Genomic DNA, 21164 nt, shown 5'->3' with positions numbered 1-21164 from the left:
CGCTCGTCCCCGAACAACGGAGTTCACGATGAAGGACAGTGCCGTCGCCGCGGAGGCGAAGCCCTCCGCGCAGCGCACCACGGGTGACCTGACCCGAGCCGCCGTCTCGGGCTGGCTGGGCACCGCCATGGAGTTCATGGACTTCCAGCTCTACTCGCTCGCCGCGGCGATCGTGTTCAACAAGATCTTCTTCCCCGACGTCAGCCCCGCCATCGGGCTCATCGCCGCGATGGCCACCTACGGCGTGGGATATGTGGCCCGGCTCGCCGGTGCCGTCTACTTCGGCCGGATGGGCGACCGCATCGGCCGCAAGAGGGTTCTCTACCTCACCGTCCTGCTGATGGGCGCCTCCACCACCCTGATCGGCGTCCTCCCCACCTATGCCACCATCGGCATCCTCGCGCCGGTACTCCTCGTCGTGCTGCGACTGTTGCAGGGGTTCGGTGCGGGTGCGGAGATTGCGGGGGCGACCGTACTCCTCGTGGAATACGCCCCCGTCCGCCGGCGCGGCCTGATCGCGTCGCTGGTCTCGCTCGGAACCAACTCCGGAACGCTCGCCGCCTCGGGCCTGTGGGCGGTCCTGCTCGCGGTGCTCAGCGAAGAGCAACTGCTGTCCTGGGGATGGCGGCTGCCCTTCCTGCTCAGCTTCGCGATGATGATCTTCGCCGTCTGGCTGCGCCGCGGGCTCAAGGAGAGCCCCGTCTTCGAGGAACGGCCCGACGTGGTGGACGGTGTGGCGATGGCCCGCGACGAGGTGGAGTCCGCCATCACCGACGCCGGTCAGCGGGACGTCGACGTCCTCGCGGCCGGCATCCGGCAGCGCAAGGGCAAGGCTTTCTTCCTCGCTCTGGGCCTGCGCTTCGGTCAGGCCGGCAACTCCGGCCTGATCCAGACGTTCCTCGTCGGCTATATCGCCACCCAGCTCTCCGTCGGCAGGTCCGTCCCCACGGACGCGCTTCTGTACGGCTCGCTGCTCGGCTTCGCGACCGTGCCGGTCGTCGGTCTGCTCGGTGACCGCTTCGGACGGAGGGCGATCTACCTGACGCTCAGCCTGCTGAGCGTCGTCGTCTCCTTCCCGGTGATGTTCCTGGTCAGTTCCGGTTCGACACCCGGGGTGATGATCGGCATGGTGCTCGGTCTGAACGTCGCGGTCCTTGGGCTGTTCTCGCTGGAGAGTGTGACGATGGCCGAACTCTTCGGCTCACGCACCCGCTTCACCCAGCTCGCGCTCGCCAAGGAGATAGGCGGCATTCTCGCCACCGCGATCGGCCCCGTACTGGCGGCCACGCTCACGGCCGTGACCGGCAGCTGGTGGCCCATCGCCGCGATGCTCGTCGTCTACTCACTCATCACCTTCGTCAGCGCGTTCCTCGCGCCCGAGACGCGCGGACGCGACCTGGTCCGCCTGGAGGACGCCATATGACCGGCATCACCGAAGCCCGCCACGCAGGTGCGGCCGCCACTGAGGGGCCCCGTGCCGGTGGTTCCGGCGCCGCACAGCACCGCATGCGGTCCGTGGTCGTGCACGGGCCGGGCGACCTGCGCGTCGACGAGCGGGCGCGGCCCGTGCCGGGGGAGGGCGAAGTGCTCCTGGCCATGGAGTGGGGCGGGATCTGCGGATCCGACATCGCCTACTGGCGTAAGGGGGCGTCCGGTACGGCCGCCCTCGCGCATCCGCTGGTGCTCGGGCACGAGGTCGCCGGCCGGATAGCCGCACTCGGCCCCGGCGTCACCGGTCTTGAAGAAGGCCGGCCCGTGACCGTCCATCCGGCCCGGCTCGTCGGCGACGGGGTGCTGCCGCCACGGATCGCCGGGCGTACCAACCTCTACCCGCACGTCCGGTACTTCGGCTCGGCCGCCTTCACTCCGCACACCGACGGCGGGTTCAGCGAATACCGGACGGTCCGCGCGGAGCAGATCCGGCCGCTGCCGGCCGGCGTCAGCACCGAACAGGGCGCGCTGGCCGAGCCGTTGGCGGTCGCCCTGCACGCTGTCGGCCGGGTCCCCGACCTGCGCGGCCGGACCGTCCTGGTCAACGGCGCCGGACCGATCGGCTGCCTCGTCGTGGCCGCCGCCCGGCACTGCGGAGCGGGCACCGTCATCGCCGCGGACCTGACGGCGCCCGCCCTCGCCATCGCCCACGCCATGGGGGCCGACGAGACCCGCGACCTCGCGCGCGGCGACGTCCTGCCACAGGATGTGGACGTGGTCTTCGAGGTGTCGGGCGCCCCGGCCGCGCTCGGGCCGGTGCTGCGGGCCACGGCCCGGGGCGGCACGCTCGTCCAGGTCGGCAACCTGCCGGGCGAGGCCGTGCCGGCGGTGCTCGGCGACCTGGTGACCCGGGAGATCGCCTGGATCGGCTCGTACCGATTCGTCGAGGAGATCGACGACGCCCTGCTCGCCCTGCGGGACGGGCTGGATCTGACGCCGCTGATCACCCATCGCTTCCCGCTGACACGCGCGGAGGAGGCGCTGGCGGTCGCCGCCGACCCGGCGAGCGGCAGCGGCAAGGTCATGCTGAATCTGTCCGAGGTGTGAGGACGGTCGAGTCAGTGCCGGGGCAGTCCCCGGTCCCGGTGCAGAGGTTCTCCTCCACCTTGGCGAGCAGCCGGGTCAGCTCCGCGCGCTCGGCCGGGCCCAGCCCCGCGAGGGTGTGCTCCTCCAGGCCCGACCAGGCGCTGCGCACCTCGTCGTGCAGGGCGCAGCTCTCGTCGGTCGCCTCGACCAGGACGGCCCGCCGGTCGTCCGGGTCGGGGCGGCGGCGCACGTGCCCGGCCTGCTCGAGGCGCTGGAGCATCTTGGTGACGGTGGACGGGTCGAGGTCCACGGCCTTGATCAGCTCGGACTGGCGGACCGCCCCGGTGTCCCACAGATGCATCATCAGGAACTCCTGGCCCGGATAGAGCCCGAGCCCCTTGAGCATGCGGCCCGCTGTGATCCTGTGCAGCCGGGCGACCCGTGACACGGCATGGCTGACGGGCCCGCCGAGGGCCGCACTCGGCAGCCCGCCGACGCAGGCGGGGGCGGTGCTGTCGTCCTTCATCGGGGCTCCTCGGGGCGGTGTCGCGGCCCGGTCGGTGCCGGGGTTCATGACGTCCTCATGAACTTTACCTTGGTCGGCCAATTAATGGGTTACAGTGACCGGACGCCCAGTTACTTGGCCGACCATGTAAATACTTCGGAGGCTTTCATGACCACCGTTTTCGACCCCGTCGACCTCTCCGGCACCCAGCTGTCCAACCGCATCGCCCTCGCGCCGATGACCCGCAGCAGGGCCGGGGACGGGGGCACCGCCACCGACCTCACCCGCGACTACTACACCCAGCGCGCCTCGGCCGGACTGATCATCACCGAGGGCATCCAGCCCTCCGTGGTGGGCCAGGGATACCCCTCCACCCCGGGCCTGCACAGCGCCGAGCAGGTCACCTCCTGGCGCAAGGTCACCGACTCCGTCCACGCGGCGGGCGGCCGGATCTTCGCCCAGATCATGCACGCGGGCCGGATCGGCCACCCCGACCTGCTGCCGGACGGACTGATCCCGGTGGCACCCTCCCCGGTCGCCGCACCCGGCCAGGTCTACACCCAGGCGGGCCCGAAGGACTTCGTGGAGCCGCACGAGCTCACCGACGCGGAGATCCGCGCGACGATCGGCGACTTCGTCACGGCCTCCCGCAACGCGATAGAGGCCGGCTTCGACGGCGTCGAGCTGCACGGAGCCAACGGATACCTGATCCAGCAGTTCCTGGCCCCCAACACCAACCTGCGCACCGACGAGTGGGGCGGCTCCGACGCCGCCCGTATCCGCTTCGCCGTCGAGGTGGTCAAGGCCGTCGTCGCCGAGATCGGCGCCGAACGGACCGCGCTGCGCATCTCACCCGGAAACCCCTACAACGGAATCGAGGAGCCCGAGCCGGACGCCGTCTACACCGCGCTCGTCACCGAGATCGAGCCGCTCGGGCCCGCCTACCTGCACATCCTGGAGCAGGCCGGCACCCGCGAGCTGACCCTCGCGCTGCGCAAGAGGTTCACGGGAACCCTCGTCCTCAACGTGTTCTCCGACGGGCCGACCGGCCCCGAGCACCACACGGTCATCGACGACGGGATCGCCGACATCATCTCCTACGGTGCCCTGTTCCTCGCCAACCCGGACCTGCCGGCCCGGCTGAAGGCCGGCGGGCCCTTCAACACCCCGGACCCGTCGACCTTCTTCGGCGGCGACGCGAAGGGTTACACCGACTACCCGGCGCTGGACGCCGTCTGACGCGCCGCGGAGCCGGAGGCATGAAGCCGTGCGGGTCCTCGTGGCAGACTTCCGCCGTGAGCGACGACACGAAGCACGGCCTACGGATCAGGCCGGGCAGCCCGGCCGACGCACCGGTCATCCTGGACATGCTCGACTCCGCGGTGGCCTGGATGAACGCCCGCGGCAACACCGAACAGTGGGGCACGGTCCCGTACTCGCAGACGTCCGGCGGCGCGGCCCGGATCGAGCGGTACACCACCGTGAACTCGCCCTACGTCGCCGAGCTGGACGGCGTGCCCGCCGGGGCGCTGGTGCTCGACTCCGGCCCCAACCCGCAGATGCCGATCCCGGCCGCCGGCGAACCGGAGCGGTACGTGCGCCTGCTCATCTCCGACCGTCGGCACGCCGGTCTGGGCATCGGGGCGGCTCTGCTGGCCCATGCCGTGGAGGAGACCCGGCGGGCCGGGGCCGGCCTTCTGCGGGTCGACTGCTGGGCGGGCGGCGGAGGCGAGCTCGTCGCGTACTACGAGCGCAACGGTTTCGCCCCCACGGACAGCTTCCTGTCCGGGACCTGGCCGGGACAGGTGCTTGCCCGGCGGGTCGGCTGAGACCGGTACGCGCGCGGCGGTGGGGGCCCCGCGCCGCCCGCCCCTACGCCGAGTCCCGGCGCACCAGTTCGGTGGGGAGGATGACCGCGGCCGGGTCCTCCCCGCCGATCTGTGCCAGCAGCACCCGCACCATCTCGGCGCTGATCCGGTCCCACGGCTGGCGGACCGTCGTCAGCTCCGGGCGTGCCGCGAGCGCCGCGGGCGAGTCGTCGAACCCGCCGACCGCGATGTCCTGCGGCACACGCCGGCCGGCCCGCTCCAGCGTGCTCAGCACCCCCTGCGCCATCAGGTCCGAGGCGACGAACACCGCGTCCACGTCGGGAGCCCGCTCCAGCAGCAGCGCGGCCGCCGCCTCACCGCCCGCCCGGCTGTAGTCGCCCGGCACGATCAAGGCCTCGTCGACCGGCAGCCCGCACTCCGCGAGCGTCTCCCGGTAACCCGCCAGCCGGTCCACACCGCCCGGGGTGTCCAGGGGCCCGGTGACCGTGGCGATCCGGCGGCGCCCCGACCCGTACAGGAAGCGCACCATGTCCCGGGCGCCGTGCCGGTCGTCGGCGGCCACGTAGCTGACCCGCGACCCCTGCCCGAGCGGCTTCCCGCAGGCCACCAGCGGCACCCCGGCCTCGTGCAGCTGCGCGGCGACGGGGTCTCCGGAGTGGCTGGAGACCAGCAGCACCCCGTCCACGTGCCCGGCGATGTAGCGCATGTTGCGGCGCCGCTCCGCCTCCGTACCCGCGATCATCAGGAGCAGCGGGATGTCGTGCGCGGCGAGGGCGGTGGTGCAGCCGCGCAGCAGCACGTTGAAGTTCGGGTCCTCGAAGAAGCGCTCCTGGGGCTCGGTCAGCAGGAACGCCACCGAGTCGGAGCGTCCGGTGATCAGCGACCGGGCGTGCCGGTTCACGGTGTAGCCGGTCCGCCGGATGGCGGACTGAACCGCGTCGAGCGCGGCCGGGCTGACGTTGTGACCGCCGTTGAGCACCCGGGAGACCGTGCCCCGGGAGACCCCGGCCTCCCGGGCGACGTCGTGGATCGTCGGCGGCCTGCGGCGGCCCGCGCCGTTCTGTTCTGTGCGGCTCATGTTGCATGATCTTTCATCAAAGGTCGCCCTGTTGAGGAGCAGTCAGGACTTTACGGCGCCGGAGAGCAGGTCCAGGCTCCAGAACCGCTGGATCACGAGGAACAGGGCGATCAGCGGAATGATCGCCAGCAGGGCGCCGGTGATGACCAGGGTGTAGAGGGCGGGGGTGTTCGCGCCCTGTTGGAGCAGCGTGTAGAGCCCCAGGGTCACCGGGAACTTCTCGTCGTCGCCGAGCATGATGTAGGGCAGCAGGAAGTTGTTCCAGACCGCCACGAACTGGAACAGGAACACCGTCACCAGCCCCGGCAGCATCATCGGCAGCGCGATGGTCCGGAAGATCCGCCACTCGCCGCCGCCGTCCATCCGTCCCGCCTCGATCACATCGGCCGGCACGGCCGCGGCCGCGTAGATCCGGGCGAGGTAGACGCCGTACGGGGAGAGGATCAGCGGCAGCAGGACCGAGAGGTACGAGTCGGTCATGTCGGCCTCGGCCAGCAGCAGGTACTGCGGCACGGCCAGGATCACCGGAGGCATCAGCACCCCGGCGAGCAGGATGTTGAAGACCGTCTCCTTGCCGCGGAAGCGGTACACCGCCAGGGCGTACCCCGAGACCGCGGACACCGCCGTGGACAGCAGGGCGCCCACTCCGGCGTAGAAGGCCGAGTTGGCCATCCACTTCCAGTAGACCCCGTCGCGGTACTCCGTGAGGTCGGCGACGTTGTCGGTGAACCCGGAGCCGGGCAGGAAGGTGAAGGTGGAGAACAGCTCGCTGCCGGACTTCGTCGAGGCCACCAGGACCCAGACGACGGGCAGCAGGCAGTAGACGGCGCCGAGGAGCAGTGCGGCCGTGGGGACGAGAGGGAAGCGCCGGCGGCCGGGGGCGGCGAGGTGCTGGGTGCTCATCAGGAGTCTCCCTGCTTCGTACGGGAGTTGGCCGCCCTGAGGAAGCCGAAGGACAGAGCGAGGGTGGCGAGCGCGATGATGACCGCCTGGGCCGCCGCCGCATGGATGTCGTTGTTGACGAAGGCGTCCTGGTAGACCTTCATCAGCGGACTCCAGGTGGTGGAGAGTGAGTTGGTGAGCGGCTTGAGCGTGGTGGGCTCGCTGAACACCTGGAGCGTTGCGATGATCGAGAAGAAGAAGGTCAGGATCAGTGACGGCACCACCATCGGGATCTTGATCCGCAGTGCGATCTGGAGCTGCGAGCAGCCGTCGAGGCGTGCGGCCTCGAAGATCTCGGCGGGGATCGCCCGCAGCGACGTGTAGATGACGATCATGTTGAAGCCGGTGCCGCCCCACACCGCGATGTTGGCCAGCGAGAGGTACAGCGGCCCGCCGTCCAGCAGATCGGGCTGCGGAAGCCCCACCGCGTCGAGCAGATACAGGAAGGGGCTGACGTCGGGCAGATACAGGAAGCCCCACATCAGCGCGGCGATGACGCCGGGGATCGCGTACGGCAGGAAGATCGCCAGCCTGCTGAAGCCGCGCAGCCGGAGCCCGTCGGTGTCCAGCAGCAGGGCGAAGAGCAGGGCGAGGCCGAGCATCACCGGCACGACGATCGCGCCGTAGCCGAGGATGCGCAGCGCTCCGTGCAGCAGCTCCGAGTCGGAGAGCGCGTCGGTGTAGTTGGAGAGCCCGGCCCAGATCTCGTCGCGGGCGCCCTTGCCGAGGCCGAGCCCCTTGACCTCGGTCCGGCGGAAGCTGAGGTACACGGCGTAGCCGATGGGCAGGGCGAAGAAGAGCAGGAACAGGAGGGTGGCGGGGACCAGGAAGGCGTACGGGGCGCTCTTGACCCCGTACGCCTTCCCGCGGGGTGTGCGAGTCACTCCGAGACTCCGAAGCCCTGCTTCGTCAGGTCCGCGACGGTGGCGTCCTGCATGGCGGTGAGCGCGGGGCCGAAGTCCGACTTGTTCTTGGCGGCCTCGGCGAAGTTGTCCTTGAAGGCGCTGTACGCGACGTTGACGTTCGGACCCCAGGCGGCCGGGGCGGTGCCCTGGGCGATCTTGGCGGCCTCGGTGTAGAAGTCCGGCTGGTTGGAGAAGTAGTCCGGTGCCTTCGAGAGCGCGCCGCCGGTCTGGGCGGCCGTCGCGGCGGGGTAGATGCCGCCCTCCTTCACCAGTGCGGCGAGGGCTGTGGGGTCGGTGTTCAGCCACTTCGCGAAGGTCGCGGCGGCCTTCTTGTTCTTGGAGTCGTTGGTGACCGCCGTGGAGGAGCCGCCCCAGCTGCCGGTGACGTTCTCGCCGGCCGTCCACTGGGGGAGCGGGGCCATGGCCCACTTGCCCTTCGTCTCGGGCGCGGCGGTGGTCAGGGTGCCCGGCGCCCAGACGGCGCTGACCCAGGCGATCTGCTTGCCGGTGTTGAGCGCCTTGTTCCACGGCGGGGTGTACATCGGCTGGTTGTCGATGGCGCCCTCCTTGACCAGGCCGCCCCAGAAGTCGGCGACCTTCTGCGTGGCCGGGTCGTCGATCGCGACCTTCCACTTGTCGCCGCCGGTGGTCCACCACTTAGCGCCCGCCTGCTGGGCGAGGCCCGCGAACAGGCCCGAGTCGTTCGAGGAGAAGGTGGTGAGGTCCTTGTCCGGCGCCTTCTTCTTCAGCGCGCGGGCGGTCTCGGCGAACTCGTCCCAGGTGGTGGGCACGGTCAGCCCGTACTGCTTGAAGAGGTCCTGGCGGTAGTAGAACATCAGCGGGCCGGAGTCCTGCGGCAGGGCGTACAGGGCGTCCGAGCCCAGCGTCGCCTGCTGCCACACCGCGTCGGTGAACTGGCTCTTCGCGTCGCCCGCCTCCTCGGATATGTCGGCGAGGACGTCGTTGGAGACCAGGGTGGGGAGCGCCTGGTACTCGGCCTGGACCAGGTCGGGGGCCTTGTGGGCCTTCGCCGCCGTGATGATCTTGGTGACCAGGTCGTCGCCCGACGCCTGCTTCTTCACCGTGACGGTGATGCCCGCCTCCTTGCCCGGGCCCTTGTTCCAGATGTCCGCGAGCTTGTCCAGGCCGGGCGCCCACGCCCAGTAGGTCAGCGAGGCGGGCCCGGCGGAGGCCGGCTCGTCGCCGCCGTCGTCCGAGCCGCACCCGGAGAGCAGGGCGGTGGCGGCGAGTGCGGCGGCTGTGGACACCGCGACGGTGCGGTATTTCATGGTTTCTCCCCTGACGAGATGAGCAGGCGCATCGGCGGACCGGCCGGAAGGCGCTGTGAGCGTTCACAGTAGAGAAACGAAACCGACACTTGTCAATGGTTGTTGCTGTGCGGTTATGTTGGCCCTGCGCCGCCGAGAGTGTGTGTGCACGTTCCCAGAAGTTGTCCAAAAGAGCCAGGAGCCGTCCATGCCGCACTCAGAATCCACGCCGTACCCGGTCGGGCTGAACAAGCTGGCCTTCGGCGGCGACTACAACCCCGAGCAGTGGCCCGAAGAGGTCTGGCACGAGGACGTACGCCTGATGCGGGAAGCCGGCGTGACCATGGTCAGCGTCGGGATCTTCTCCTGGGCGCTGCTGGAGCCCGAACCGGGCACCTACGACTTTGGCTGGCTCGACCGTCTCCTGGACCTGCTGCACGTCAACGGCGTCCGCGCCGACCTCGGCACCCCCACCGTCGCACCGCCGGCCTGGTTCTACCGCGCCCACCCCGAGGCTCTCCCGCTCAGCCGCGACGGGGTGCGCCTCGCCTTCGGGTCACGCGGCGCCATCTGCCACAGCTCGGCCCCCTACCGCGCGGCGGCTGCGAACATCACCGAGCAGCTCGCCCGCCGCTACGCGAACCACCCCGCCCTCGCGATGTGGCACGTCCACAACGAGTACGGCGTCCCCGTCAGCGCCTGCTACTGCGACAACTGCGCCGCTCACTTCCGCCGCTGGCTCGCCGCCCGGCACGGCTCCGTCGACGCGGTCAACGAGGCCTGGGGCACCGCCTTCTGGGGTCAGCGCTACCGCAGCCTCGACGACATCGACCCGCCCCGCACCACCCCGACCGTCGGCAACCCCGCCCAGCAGCTGGACTACGCCCGCTTCGCCGACGCCACCATGCGGGAGAACTTCACCGCCGAACGCGACATCCTGCACCGGCTCGCCCCCGGCATCCCCGTCACCACCAACTTCATGACCGCCCTCAGCCAGTGCGACTCCGTCGACTACTGGGCCTGGGGCCGCGAGGTCGACCTCGTCACCAACGACCATTACCTGATCACCGACGGCCGCCGCACCCACGTCAACCTCGCCATGGCCGCCGACCTCACCCGCTCGGTCGCGGGCGGCGCGCCCTGGCTGCTCCTGGAGCACTCCACCAGCGGCGTCAACTGGCAGCCCCACAACCCCGCCAAGCGCCCCGGCGAGATGGCCCGCAACAGCCTCGCCCACGTCGCCCGGGGATCCGAGGGCGCGATGTTCTTCCAGTGGCGGCAGTCCCGGCGCGGCGCCGAGAAGTTCCACTCCGCGATGGTCCCGCACGCCGGCACCGACTCACGGATCTGGCGCGAGGTGAGCGCGCTCGGCGCCGGACTCGGCCTGCTGGAGGGCGTCCGGTCCACCCGGACCGTCGCCGACGTGGCGATGCTCTGGGACTGGGAGTCCTGGTGGGCGCAGCGCCTGGAGTGGCGCCCGAGCGAGGAGCACGACGCCCGCGAGCGCGCCGACACCTTCTACGCCTCGCTCTACGACCAGCACCTCACCGTCGACTTCGCCCACCCGGACGCCGACCTCTCCGGCTACCCGCTGGTCGTCGTCCCCGCCCTCTACCTGGCCACCGAGGAGAGCGGGCGCAATCTGCGCCGGTACGTCGAGAACGGCGGCACGCTCGTCGTCTCGTACTTCTCCGGCATCGTCGACACCGACGACGCGGTGCACCCCGGCCCCTACCCGGGCGCGCTCCGGGACGTCCTCGGCCTGACCGTCGAGGAGTTCTCCCCGCTCGGCGAGGGCGGCACCGTCCGCCTCATCACCCCCGAGGGCGCCCCCGAAGGCCCTGAGCTGACCGGCGACGTCTGGTCCGACGTGGTGATCCCGCGCGGCGCCGAGACCGTCTGGGCGTACGCCGACGGCATACCGGCCGGCCGGCCCGCCGTCACCCGCAACCGGCTCGGCGAGGGCACCGCCTGGTACATCTCCACCCGGCTCTCCGGTCCCGGACTGGACACCGTCCTGGCCCGTGCCGCCGCCGACGCCGGCATCGAGCCCCGCACCGGCCTCCCGTACGACGTCGAGGTGGTGCGCCGCACCGGCGACACCGGCAGCTACCTCTTCGTGATCAACCACTCCGACGCCGACGCCGGCGTGGCGCTGGACGCCCCCGGCACCGAACTCCTCACCGGCGAGCCCGCCGTGGACAAGCTCGCCGTTCCGGCGGGGGCGGTCCGCGTCGTACGGCTCGACGGCTGAGGCACCACCCCCCGCTCACCCCGCACAACTGTCGAAGGGACATCGACGATGTACGGAACGACGCACACCCGCGCGAAAGCGGCCGGGACGGTGGCCGCACTGTCCGGCCTCGTGTTCGCCGCGCTCCCCGCCCAGGCCGCCCACGCGGCCACCACCCCCGTCAACACCGGTTTCGAGTCGGGCGCGACCGGCTGGTCGACGTACTCGGCCGGCGGGCAGGACGCCGCCTCCTTCACCGAGGCGGGCGGCCACGGCGGCAGCACCCGGCTCAGCCACTGGTCGGCCTCGGCGTACAAGGTCGAGACCTACCAGTACCTGAGCGGCCTCACCGACGGCACGTACACCCTGAGCGCCTGGGTCCGCTCCGGCGGAGGCCAGAACTCCGCCTACATCGCCCTGCGCAACTGCGGCGCCGCCGAGCAGCGCACCGACCTGCCGCCGACCGCGAACGGCGGCTGGGTCCGGCTGGTCACCTCCGTCAAGGTGACCGGCGGGGCCTGCACGATCAGCCTCAACTCCGACGCGCACGCGGGGGAGTGGGCCAACTTCGACGACATCACCTTCACCCCCGGGTCCACCGGACTGAGCGTCAGGGGCGGTGACCTCTCCACCCTCCCGAAGAACGAGGCGCACGGCGCGACGTACAGCGACGCGAGCGGCAGGGCCGGGGACGCCATGAGCATCCTCAAGAGCTCCGGGATGAACTACGTACGCCTCAAGGTCTGGGTGAACCCGGCCGACGGCTACAACGACAAGGCCCACGTCCTGGCCATGGCCAAGCGCGCCAAGGCGCTCGGCATGAAGACCCTCGTCGACTTCCACTACTCCGACGCCTGGGCCGACCCCGGCAAGCAGAACAAGCCCGCCGCCTGGGCCGGACACAGCTACAGCCGGCTGCGCACGGACGTCTACAACCACACGTACGACGTGCTGAACGCGCTCAAGGCCCAGGGCACCACGGCCGACATGGTGCAGATCGGCAACGAGATCAACGGCGGAATGCTCTGGCCGGAGGGGTCGACGGACAACTGGTCACAGCTCGCCGGCCTTCTCACCTCCGGGGCGAACGCCGCCAAGGCGGTCTCCTCCACGACGAAGGTGGCCCTGCACCTCGCCGAGGGCGGCGACAACGCGGGCACCCGCTGGTGGTTCGACAACGCGGTGGCGCAGAAGGTGCCCTTCGACGTCATCGCCCTCTCGTACTACGCCTACTGGCACGGCTCGCTGGCCGAACTCCAGACCAACCTGGACGACGCCGCGTCCCGCTACGGGAAGCCGGTTTTTGTCGCCGAGACCGCCTACGCCCATACGCTCGCGGACGACGACGGCCTGGAGAACAACGTCGCCACCGCCGGCCAGCTGGTCACCGGCTACCCGGCGACCCCGGCCGGCCAGGCGGCGAACCTCCGGGACGTGATGAACGTCGTCGAAGCCGTCCCGAACGGCCGGGGACTCGGCGCCGTCTACTGGGAGCCGGCGTGGACCGCGGTCACCGGCAGCGGCTGGGACCCGGCCGACCCGGCGTCGGGCAACGCCTGGGAGAACCAGGCGGTGTTCGACTACAACGGAAGGCTGCTCCCGGCGGCGAAGTGGTTCTCCCACCGCTGACGGCTACAGCGGCGCGCCGTGCCACTTCCACGAGGTGACGCGGTCGCGGCCCGGCAGATCGGCGCGGCCGGTGGACCAGAGCAGCACGGTCCACCGGTCGTCGTCGTCCGGGGCGCCCGGGAAGAGCCGGGCCAGCACCCGGTCGCAGAGGTCCTGGGGCGGAGCCCAGGAGAGCGACAGCCCGGCGGCGACGTCGTGGGTGTGCACCAGGGTCTCGACGACGCCCATCGCGGCGAAGCCCTCCGGGTCGGAGACGCCGTGCGAGTGGTAGGAACGGAGACCAGGAGAGGCCGTCCGCACCATCGCGGTCAGGAGAGCGCCACTGGCCTCCAGCGTCTGGAGCAGGCCGGCGGTCCCTGCTTCCGGATTCGCGAAGATCGAGTTCCAGGGGCCGCCCTCGCGGTCCGGGGCCCAGCGGTAGGGAACCTCGCTCTCCAGCGAAGGCTTGCGCGGGCCGAGCTGGACGGCGTACGCGAAGAGGTCGTCGCTCAGATGCTCCATGGTCTCCCAGCAGTCCCACGCCAACGTTCCCGCCGGGACACGCCAGTCGTCCTTCGGAGACTCCGCGAGAGTGTCGACCGCCAGCCGCACCGCCCGCGTCACATCGTCGGCGGTGACCGGCAGCCGTGTGCCGGTCAGCGCGGCACGCTCCGCCGCACCGCACTCCACGCAGAACTCGTTGCCCTCCGGATCCGCCAGGGTCGCCCAGCCCCGCCCGTTCGGCTTGCGGTGGTCGGCGACCAGGGTGGCGCCGAGAGCGAGCAGCCGCTCGACCTCCTCGTCGCGGGTGCGGTCCTCGGGGCGGATGTCCAGATGGACACGGTTCTTGGCGCGCTTGGGCTCGGGGACCGTGACGAAGAGCAGCGCCGCACCTGGCGCCTCCACGAGCGCCTCGGGATCACCGGGCGCGTCGTCGTCGGACACGGGCGAGCCGAGCACCTCGGCCCAGAAGAGGGCCAGTTCGTAGGCGTCGGCGCAGTCGAGGGTGATGTGCTGTACGAGCGAAGTCATGGCCGTCACTGTCGCCGCTGACCCCCGCCGAGGTCCAGTGAGTTGAATGCGGAGGATGCTTCGATGCGCCGTGTACCGGACCGGGCCTGGCGGGCCTGAGCCCGCACCAGCCCGTCACCGGCGTGGGCGGGTCTTCTCAGTCCGTGACGTCGCTCATGTCCAGCACCTCCGCCGACGCCGGCGGCCGGATGTCCAGCGGCTCGTCGAAATCGCCGAACAACGTGGTGGTGAGCTGCTTTCCGCCCTCACCGCCCTTGTACACGGCCTTCAGCAGATGCGGCTCCCCGTCGGTGGCGACATAGAAGACGTACGCCCCGTCCTTGTCCGCGGGATCGGTCACCTTCAGCCCGAGCGCCTCCCGACCGCCGACGCGGGTGGCCTCGCCCTTCGTAGCCGTACCGAACGTCTCGAACGGCCGGGTGCACTGGGACAGCCCGTCGCCCGGCTTCGACCTGGCGACGGGCACCTTCGCCCACACGTTCGGCCTGGCGGCGCCGAGCTGGTTGCCGCTCCAGGCCTCCAAGTACTTCGTGTCCGGGCGGACGTAGTCCGTCTCGCCGATCCGGATCTGTTCCAGGGTTCCACTGCGGGAGTAGGTGTTCCGCACCTTGCACCGGCTCTTCAGATCGGTCGTCATCTCCCATGTCACATGGTCGTCGCCGACCGTGTTGGTGATCTTGATGGTGAGAGAACTCAGCTTTTCCATCCTGGCGTTGGCCTCGTCGAGCAGGTCCGCCGCCGACTTCTGAGCGACCCCGCCGTCGCCGCCCCCGCACCCGGTGAGCGCGAGCCCGGACATCAGACACGCCAGTGTCACGGACTTCGTCGTGCGTATCGCTCGCACAGGGCCCTGCCTCTCCACCGCATGCACGATCACGATCATGACCGATCAGCGGGAGCCTACCAACGCCCCTCGGCAGGACACCTGGGACAGGGAGAGGGGCACCAGGGGGTGCCGCGTACGCGCCTCCACGACGACGGCCCGCGCCGGGAGACGCGGAAGGGGCGGGACGCGATCGCGTCCCGCCCCTTGTGAACCGTTCCGCGACTACATCACCGGGGTGAAGTCACGCGCCCCGATGAACTCGGGCCGGCGGATCGGAGCCGCGAAGGGCTCCTGCGCCGTGTTCTCCACGCTGTTGAAGACGATGAAGACGTTGCTGCGCGCGTATGGGGTGATGTTGTCCCCGGAGCCGTGCATGGCGTTGCAGTCGAACCAGGTCGCCGAGCCCGCCTTGCCGGTGAAGAGCTTGATGCCGTGGCGGTCGGCCATCTTGGTCAGCACTTCGTCGGACGGGATGCCGGCGTCCTGCATCTGCAGGGACTTCTTGTAGTGGTCCTTCGGCGTCTCGCCCGCGCAGCCGACGAACGACTTGTGCGAGCCGGGCATGATCATCAGCCCGCCGTTGGTGTCGTAGTTCTCGGTCAGCGCGATCGAGACCGACACGGTCCGCATGTTCGGCAGACCGTCCTCGGCGTGCCAGGTCTCGAAGTCCGAGTGCCAGTAGAAGCCCGAGGCGCCGAAGCCCGGCTTGACGTTGATCCTGGACTGGTGGACGTACACGTCGGAGCCCAGGATCTGGCGGGCCCGGCCCACCACACGCTCGTCGCGGACCAGGTTCGCGAAGACCTCGCTGAGCTTGTGGACCTCGAAGACGGACCGCACGCTCTGCGACTTCGGCTCGATGATCGAGCGTTCGTCCGCGCGGACCCGCGGATCGGCGATCAGCTGGTCCAGCTCGGCGCGGTAGCCCGCCACCTCGCCGGGGGTGATGAGCTGGTCGATGGCGAGGAAGCCGTCGTGTTCGAAGGACTGGAGGTCCTTCGCGGCGATCGGTCCCGGCGCGCCCGGCGCGGACCAGATGACCGGGTCCTGGCGGGGAGTGGTCATCTCGGCGGCGCCGCGCGAGGGGTACAGGTCGGCGCGTACATCGGTGGTCATGGTTCAGCCCTCCTCTGTCAGCAGCGGGTATACACCGTTCTCGTCGTGGTCCTCCCGTCCGGTGACGGGGGGATTGAAGACGCACACGCAGCGGAAGTCGGTCTTCGGCCGCAGGGTGTGGTGCTCGTGCCCGTTCAGCAGGTACATCGTCCCGGGGGAGATCCAGTGCTTCTCGCCGGTCTCGTCGTTGGTGAGCTCGGCCTCGCCCTCGGTGCACAGAACGGCCTCGATGTGGTTCGCGTACCACATCGACGTCTCCGTGCCCGCGTACAGCACGGTCTCGTGGAGCGAGAAGCCCACCTTCTCCTTGGCGAGCACGATGCGCTTGCTCTCCCAGGTACCTGAAGCGGACCTGACGTGCCGGTCGGTGTTCTCGATGTCGCTGAAAGATCGGACGATCACGGTGGGATGGTGCCTTTCTCTTCTGTCCTGCTCTGTGGTGCCTGCGCGGGTGCGTACCCCTGCTCAGGCGGTCTCGCGGACGGACCGGGCCAGCGTGCGCAGGCCCTCGTCCAGCTCTTCGGGGGTGATGGTCAGCGGCGGCAGCAGCTTCACGACCTCGGACTGCGGGCCGGAGGTCTCCAGGAGCAGACCCAGCTCGAAGGCGCGTGCGCAGACGGCGGAGGCGCGCTCGGGGTCGGTGAACTCCAGGCCCCAGACCAGACCGCGGCCACGGAACTGCGCGGTCGGCTCCTCGCCGCAGATCGCCAGCATCGTCTGCTCGACCTGCTCGCCGCGGGCCAGGGTCTGCTTCTCCATCTGGCCGTCGGCCCAGTAGGCGTCGAGCGTGGCGGCGGCGGTGACGAAGGCCGGGTTGTTGCCGCGGAACGTGCCGTTGTGCTCGCCCGGCTCCCAGATGTCCAGCTCGCCCTTGAAGAGACAGAGCGACATCGGCAGGCCGTAGCCGCTGATGGACTTCGACAGCGTGACGATGTCCGGGACGATGCCGGCCTCCTCGAAGGAGAAGAAGCCGCCGGTCCGGCCGCAGCCCATCTGGATGTCGTCGACGATCAGGAGCATGTCCTGGCGGTGGCAGAGCTCCTGGAGGGCGCGGAGCCACTCGGCGCGGGCGACGTTGATGCCGCCCTCACCCTGCACGGTCTCCACGATCACCGCGGCGGGCTTGTTCAGCCCGGAACCCTGGTCCTCCAGGAGCCGCTCGAACCAGATGAAGTCGGGAACGGTGCCGTCGAAGTAGTTGTCGAACGGCATCGGGGTGCCGTGCACCAGCGGGATGCCGGCTCCGGCCCGCTTGAACGCGTTGCCGGTCACGGCGAGCGAGCCGAGCGACATGCCGTGGAAGGCGTTGGTGAACGAGACGACGGACTCGCGGCCCTTGACCTTGCGGGCGAGCTTCAGCGCCGCCTCGACGGCGTTGGTGCCGGTCGGGCCGGGGAACATCACCTTGTAGGGCAGGTCACGCGGGCGCAGGATCACGTTCTCGAAGGTCTCGAGGAACGCCCGTTTGGCCGTCGTGGCCATGTCCAGGCCGTGGGTGATGCCGTCGCGCTCGATGTAGTCGATCAGCGCGCGTTTCAGCACCGGGTTGTTGTGGCCGTAGTTCAGCGAACCGGCACCGGCGAAGAAGTCGAGGTACGAGTGTCCGTCCTCGTCGGTGAGCCGGGCGCCCTGCGCGCGGTCGAAGACTGCGGGCCAACCGCGGCAGTAGCTCCGTACTTCCGATTCCAGGGTCTCGAAGACACTCAGGGCGGGCGGGGTGATAGTCACAGCTGATCTCCTGCTCGAGGGGGGTGTGACGGGCGGCGGGTCAGGCAAGCCCGGGGAAGCCGCGCCCGGGCGGGGCGCGGAGGGGCGCTGAGGGGCCCTAGAACGGACCGATGCGGTAGAGCACCTCCGGCAGGTGCGTCCCCTCGGGGAACAGCGCCCCCTCGAAGAGCACCTCGCGCTCCAGTGGCACGTCGTGCCGCTGCGCGAAGGACGTGAACAGCCGGTCGGAGGCGGTGTTGTCCGGGGTGATGGTCGTCTCGACCGAGGCCAGGCCCTGGTCGGAGGCGACACGGGAGGTCAGTGCGTCCAGCAGCGTGGCCGCCAGTCCCTTGCCGCGGTGGGCCTGGTCGACGGCCACCTGCCAGACGACGAGCGTCTCGGGGCGGTCGGGGCGGATGTATCCGGTCACGAAGGCGATCGGGTCGCCGTTCTCGTCGCGGGCGACCACGGAGGTCGCCGCGAAGTCACGACACCACAGCAGGTAACTGTACGAGGAGTTGAGGTCCAGTACCTCGGAGTCGCGGGCAATGCGCCAGATCGCGGCTCCGTCCTCCACTCGCGGGGTGTCGATTCTGAGGAATTCGCTTCGGGCACTTGCAAAATCTGCTGGTGCGGCGGTCATGCGAATTGAATTTACCCAGCAAAAATCAAAATTGCATCGTCGCGGGGGGTTGGGTCAGCGGGCTTGTTGTGCTATCACGCGGGCGCGGGCCCCACTCGATCGAGGGGCGATTTTGCTAGTCGTGTCCGGAATTTACCGGCCATAACGGACTCGGTGTGGGGTCGGTCACATCGTTGTAACTCTCCTGAGATCCGTTCGCATCGCGTAGGCCGATCGGGTGAAAACTGTGGCGTTTAGCTTCGGAGAACGGGGGAAGAAGAATGCGGGGAGCTGCTCCCGATAAAGCAGCTCCCCTTTCACGTCGATTGAATTGCCGAAGGTGCGGGCTTCAATTAATTCAGCTGTTCCGCCAGGTTTCCGCGACGGCTTCGCGGGAAGCCTCGATATCGGTCTTCCGGCCCGCCTCGTCGAGCGCGGCGCCCAGGGCGGCCAGCGAGGACAGCACCGCGTCCCGCGTCGCGTGCACACCGTAGTGATTGACCCGGATCATCTCCTTGGACAGAGCCCCACCTCCCGCGATCAGCGGCAGCGATGAGTCGGCCGCGAGCGCCCGGCCGACCAGGGCCGCGGCGTCGAGATCCGCCGGCACGCGCAGTGTCGTGGCGACCGGAGCCGCGTCACGGGCGTCGTGGACGTACGGCTCCAGCCCGCCGCCGAGCGCCGTGGCGCCCGCCCGGGTCGCCGCTGCCGCCGAGGCGTGCCGCGTCATGACCGTGTCCGGACCGTCCGCCTCGATCCGCTCCAGACACGCGTCGAGCGCCAGCATCTCCAGCTGGGCGGGTGCGTGCGGCAGCGCCTTGCGGCCCCCGTCGATCCAGCGGGCCTTCCAGTCCAGCAACGAGAGGTACGACTGCCGCGGGGCCTGCGGGTTGGCGGCCATCCGCTCCCACGCCCGCGCACTCACCGACACCGCGGACACCCCTGCCGGGCCGCCCATGGCCTTCTGCGCGCCGACGACGCACAGGTCCACGCCCCAGGCGTCCACCAGCAGCGGCTCCGCGCCCACCGACGCGACGGCGTCCACCATGAACAGCGCGCCGTGCGCCCGCACGACCTCGCCGATCTCCGCGACCGGGTTGGTGTTGCCGGTCGCCGCCTCCGCGTGCACGAGCGAGACGAAGTCGATCGCGGGATGCTCGGCCAGCGCGCGCTCGACCTGCTCGGCGGTGACCGCCGTGTGGAACGGCACCGCCAGGTCGACGACCTCGGCGCCGCAGTCGCGCAGCCAGTCGCCGAAGGTCTGGCCGTACGGTCCCGTGACGATGTTCAGCGCGGTCGAACCGGGCCGGGCGCCGCCCCGGATGCAGCCTTCGAGGGGCAGCAGTGCCTCGCCCTGCATGATGACGACGTCCTGCTCGGTGCCGAGGAGGGCGGCCACCCGCCGCTCGATCGCTGCGAAACGCGCGGCGGTGAGCGGGGCGAGGTCGAGGAATGGGTGTGTCACGGTGCTGCTCTCTTCGGGTCGGCCGGTGCGCTCTCAGCGCCTGCGTCGAGGGTACTAAGCGTCCCCCTGCCCCTTGGGCCCCTGGCCGGACGGCCTCGTACAGTGCTGGGCATGAGTGATCACGAGGTGGCGCCGGTGCTGCGGATCAAGGGGCGGGTGCTCGTCGGACCCGACGAGGTGAGGGACGGGCTCTGGGCGGTCGACGGGCGGATCACCTACGAGAGGCCGCCGGGCGCCGACGACGCCGTGACGCTCAGCGGATGGGTGCTGCCCGGGCTCGTGGACGCGCACTGCCATGTGGGGCTCGGGCACCAGGGCCCCGTCGACGCGGCGACCAGCGAGAAGCAGGCCCTGGCCGACCGGGAGGCCGGCACGCTGCTCATCCGCGACGCGGGATCACCCTCCGACACCCGGTGGGTGGACGACCGCGAGGATCTGCCGAAGATCATCAGAGCGGGGCGGCACATCGCCAGGACGCGTCGTTACATCCGCAACTTCGCCCATGAGATCGAGCCCGGCGACCTCGTCGCCTACGTCGCCCAGGAGGCACGGCGGGGCGACGGCTGGGTGAAGCTCGTGGGCGACTGGATCGACCGGGACGCCGGGGACCTGACCGCCTGCTGGCCGCGCGGCGAGGTCGAGGCCGCGATCGCCGAGGCGCACCGGCTCGGCGCCCGGGTCACCGCGCACTGCTTCGCCGAGGACGCGCTGCGGGACCTGGTGGAGGCCGGGATCGACTGCATCGAGCACGCGACGGGGCTGACCGAGGACACGATTCCGCTCTTCGCGGAGCATGGCGTGGCGATCGTCCCGACCCTGGTCAACATCGCCACCTTCCCCGGCCTCGCGGCAGGGGGTGAGGCCAGGTTCCCCCGCTGGTCCGCCCATATGCGGCGGCTTCACGCGGACCGGTACGACACCGTGCGCGCGGCGTACGACGCGGGGATCCCGGTCTTCACGGGCACGGACGCGGGCGGGTCGCTTGCCCACGGCCTCATCGCGGACGAGGTGGCCGAACTGGTGAAGGCCGGCATCCCGCCCCTCGACGCGCTCTCCGCCACGGCCTGGGGCGCGCGGCGGTGGCTCGGCCGGCCGGTGCTGGAGGAGGGGGCCCCGGCGGACCTGGTGATGTACGACGAGGACCCGAGGGCGGACGTACGGGTGCTGGCGTCCCCGCGCGCGGTCGTGCTCAACGGACGGGTGATGGGCTGACCGCCGGCCGGCCCCCGAAGGGGCGCCGTGTTGACCGGCGGTGACCCCGGGCCCCGGCTCTCGTTGAACCCTCTCGGTGCGCTGTCCGGGACATCCGTCGGGCACGCCCCGGAGGCGGGAAACGGGTGATTCCGAGGAACTCCTGTGCCGTTGGATTCGAATGTGCACACGGAAACCCCTCTTTGGAGTGAACTGGCGCAAGGTGTCCGCCAGTTCACCCTCTGTGCGTAAAGATTCACGGAGTCGAGGCCACCGGTGCCCGCGATGTCCCCCATTGGACGGCTCCGGTGGCTCCATGT

At 70.3% G+C, this 21164-nt stretch carries 19 protein-coding genes; 7 read left to right on the top strand and 12 right to left on the bottom strand.

What is annotated here, in order from left to right:
- The first annotated feature begins 28 nt into the window (after window positions 1-28).
- Together ACIBCU_RS00430 and ACIBCU_RS00425 are read left to right on the top strand one after the other, a co-directional pair.
- The gene (locus tag ACIBCU_RS00430) at window positions 29-1423 is read left to right on the top strand and encodes an MFS transporter (protein WP_399228220.1); all 1395 of its coding nucleotides are present in this window, start codon (window positions 29-31) and stop codon (window positions 1421-1423) included.
- A complete protein-coding gene (locus ACIBCU_RS00425) occupies window positions 1420-2538 on the top strand; it encodes an L-idonate 5-dehydrogenase (RefSeq protein WP_399228218.1) in 1119 nt (372 codons plus the stop codon). The genes ACIBCU_RS00430 and ACIBCU_RS00425 overlap by 4 nt, the downstream gene beginning before the upstream one ends.
- Here the strand turns inward: ACIBCU_RS00425 and ACIBCU_RS00420 are convergent.
- Window positions 2513-3043, bottom strand: coding sequence for a MarR family winged helix-turn-helix transcriptional regulator (locus ACIBCU_RS00420; RefSeq protein WP_362932895.1), 531 nt, complete (start codon window positions 3041-3043; stop codon window positions 2513-2515). The genes ACIBCU_RS00425 and ACIBCU_RS00420 overlap by 26 nt on opposite strands.
- Before the next feature lie 147 nt (window positions 3044-3190).
- On the opposite strand from ACIBCU_RS00420, the gene ACIBCU_RS00415 reads away from it, so the two are divergent.
- Together ACIBCU_RS00415 and ACIBCU_RS00410 are read left to right on the top strand one after the other, a co-directional pair.
- A complete protein-coding gene (locus ACIBCU_RS00415) occupies window positions 3191-4261 on the top strand; it encodes an alkene reductase (protein WP_362932892.1) in 1071 nt (356 codons plus the stop codon).
- A 20-nt stretch (window positions 4262-4281) separates the two neighbouring features.
- A complete protein-coding gene (locus ACIBCU_RS00410; RefSeq protein WP_399228215.1) occupies window positions 4282-4851 on the top strand; it encodes a GNAT family N-acetyltransferase in 570 nt (189 codons plus the stop codon).
- A gap of 43 nt (window positions 4852-4894) precedes the next feature.
- Here the strand turns inward: ACIBCU_RS00410 and ACIBCU_RS00405 are convergent, their stop codons facing one another.
- The 4 genes from ACIBCU_RS00405 to ACIBCU_RS00390 are packed head-to-tail and all read right to left on the bottom strand — an operon-like array spanning window position 4895 to window position 9065.
- Window positions 4895-5929, bottom strand: a complete 1035-nt coding sequence (locus ACIBCU_RS00405; RefSeq protein ID WP_362932886.1) for a LacI family DNA-binding transcriptional regulator — start codon at window positions 5927-5929, stop codon at window positions 4895-4897.
- Between the two features lie 42 nt (window positions 5930-5971).
- Entirely contained in the window at window positions 5972-6832 is an 861-nt protein-coding gene (locus ACIBCU_RS00400) for a carbohydrate ABC transporter permease (protein WP_362932883.1), read from the bottom strand.
- A complete protein-coding gene (locus tag ACIBCU_RS00395; RefSeq protein WP_399228212.1) occupies window positions 6832-7755 on the bottom strand; it encodes a carbohydrate ABC transporter permease in 924 nt (307 codons plus the stop codon). The genes ACIBCU_RS00400 and ACIBCU_RS00395 overlap by 1 nt, the downstream gene beginning before the upstream one ends.
- Entirely contained in the window at window positions 7752-9065 is a 1314-nt protein-coding gene (locus tag ACIBCU_RS00390; protein WP_399228210.1) for an extracellular solute-binding protein, read from the bottom strand. Before ACIBCU_RS00390 ends, ACIBCU_RS00395 begins: the two co-directional genes overlap by 4 nt.
- Before the next feature lie 187 nt (window positions 9066-9252).
- On the opposite strand from ACIBCU_RS00390, the gene ACIBCU_RS00385 reads away from it, so the two are divergent.
- Together ACIBCU_RS00385 and ACIBCU_RS00380 are read left to right on the top strand one after the other, a co-directional pair.
- Window positions 9253-11298: a beta-galactosidase gene (locus tag ACIBCU_RS00385; protein WP_362932874.1), complete on the top strand. Its 2046-nt coding sequence runs from the start codon at window positions 9253-9255 to the stop codon at window positions 11296-11298.
- A gap of 48 nt (window positions 11299-11346) precedes the next feature.
- Window positions 11347-12906, top strand: coding sequence for an arabinogalactan endo-1,4-beta-galactosidase (locus tag ACIBCU_RS00380; RefSeq protein ID WP_362932871.1), 1560 nt, complete (start codon window positions 11347-11349; stop codon window positions 12904-12906).
- A 3-nt stretch (window positions 12907-12909) separates the two neighbouring features.
- On the opposite strand, the gene ACIBCU_RS00375 is transcribed toward ACIBCU_RS00380, so the two are convergent.
- The 7 genes from ACIBCU_RS00375 to ACIBCU_RS00345 all read right to left on the bottom strand — a co-directional run bounded on the left by ACIBCU_RS00375 (window position 12910) and on the right by ACIBCU_RS00345 (window position 19653).
- On the bottom strand, window positions 12910-13917 hold the full coding sequence (locus ACIBCU_RS00375) for a VOC family protein (protein ID WP_399228207.1): 1008 nt from the start codon (window positions 13915-13917) through the stop codon (window positions 12910-12912).
- A 136-nt stretch (window positions 13918-14053) separates the two neighbouring features.
- Entirely contained in the window at window positions 14054-14716 is a 663-nt protein-coding gene (locus ACIBCU_RS00370; protein WP_399228206.1) for a hypothetical protein, read from the bottom strand.
- A 249-nt stretch (window positions 14717-14965) separates the two neighbouring features.
- Window positions 14966-15859, bottom strand: coding sequence for an ectoine hydroxylase (gene thpD, locus ACIBCU_RS00365; protein WP_362932862.1), 894 nt, complete (start codon window positions 15857-15859; stop codon window positions 14966-14968).
- 3 nt (window positions 15860-15862) lie between these two features.
- Window positions 15863-16261, bottom strand: a complete 399-nt coding sequence (locus tag ACIBCU_RS00360) for an ectoine synthase (protein ID WP_147964413.1) — start codon at window positions 16259-16261, stop codon at window positions 15863-15865.
- 63 nt (window positions 16262-16324) lie between these two features.
- Window positions 16325-17587, bottom strand: coding sequence for a diaminobutyrate--2-oxoglutarate transaminase (gene ectB, locus ACIBCU_RS00355; protein WP_362932859.1), 1263 nt, complete (start codon window positions 17585-17587; stop codon window positions 16325-16327).
- Between the two features lie 97 nt (window positions 17588-17684).
- Window positions 17685-18209 (bottom strand): diaminobutyrate acetyltransferase, encoded by a 525-nt coding sequence (gene ectA, locus ACIBCU_RS00350; protein ID WP_104790042.1) that lies wholly within the window; start codon window positions 18207-18209, stop codon window positions 17685-17687.
- Window positions 18210-18546: 337 nt separating this feature from the next.
- Window positions 18547-19653 (bottom strand): pyridoxal-phosphate-dependent aminotransferase family protein, encoded by a 1107-nt coding sequence (locus ACIBCU_RS00345; protein WP_399228202.1) that lies wholly within the window; start codon window positions 19651-19653, stop codon window positions 18547-18549.
- A gap of 111 nt (window positions 19654-19764) precedes the next feature.
- Here ACIBCU_RS00345 and ACIBCU_RS00340 point away from each other — a divergent pair, with 111 nt between their 5' ends.
- Window positions 19765-20865, top strand: a complete 1101-nt coding sequence (locus ACIBCU_RS00340; RefSeq protein ID WP_399228201.1) for an amidohydrolase family protein — start codon at window positions 19765-19767, stop codon at window positions 20863-20865.
- Window positions 20866-21164 lie beyond the last annotated feature (299 nt).

It is taken from the genome of Streptomyces sp. NPDC051064 (assembly GCF_044455985.1).
Taxonomy (GTDB): domain Bacteria; phylum Actinomycetota; class Actinomycetes; order Streptomycetales; family Streptomycetaceae; genus Streptomyces.
Note: the sequence above shows the minus strand (reverse complement) of the source record. Positions and strands in the feature narration are given on the sequence as shown.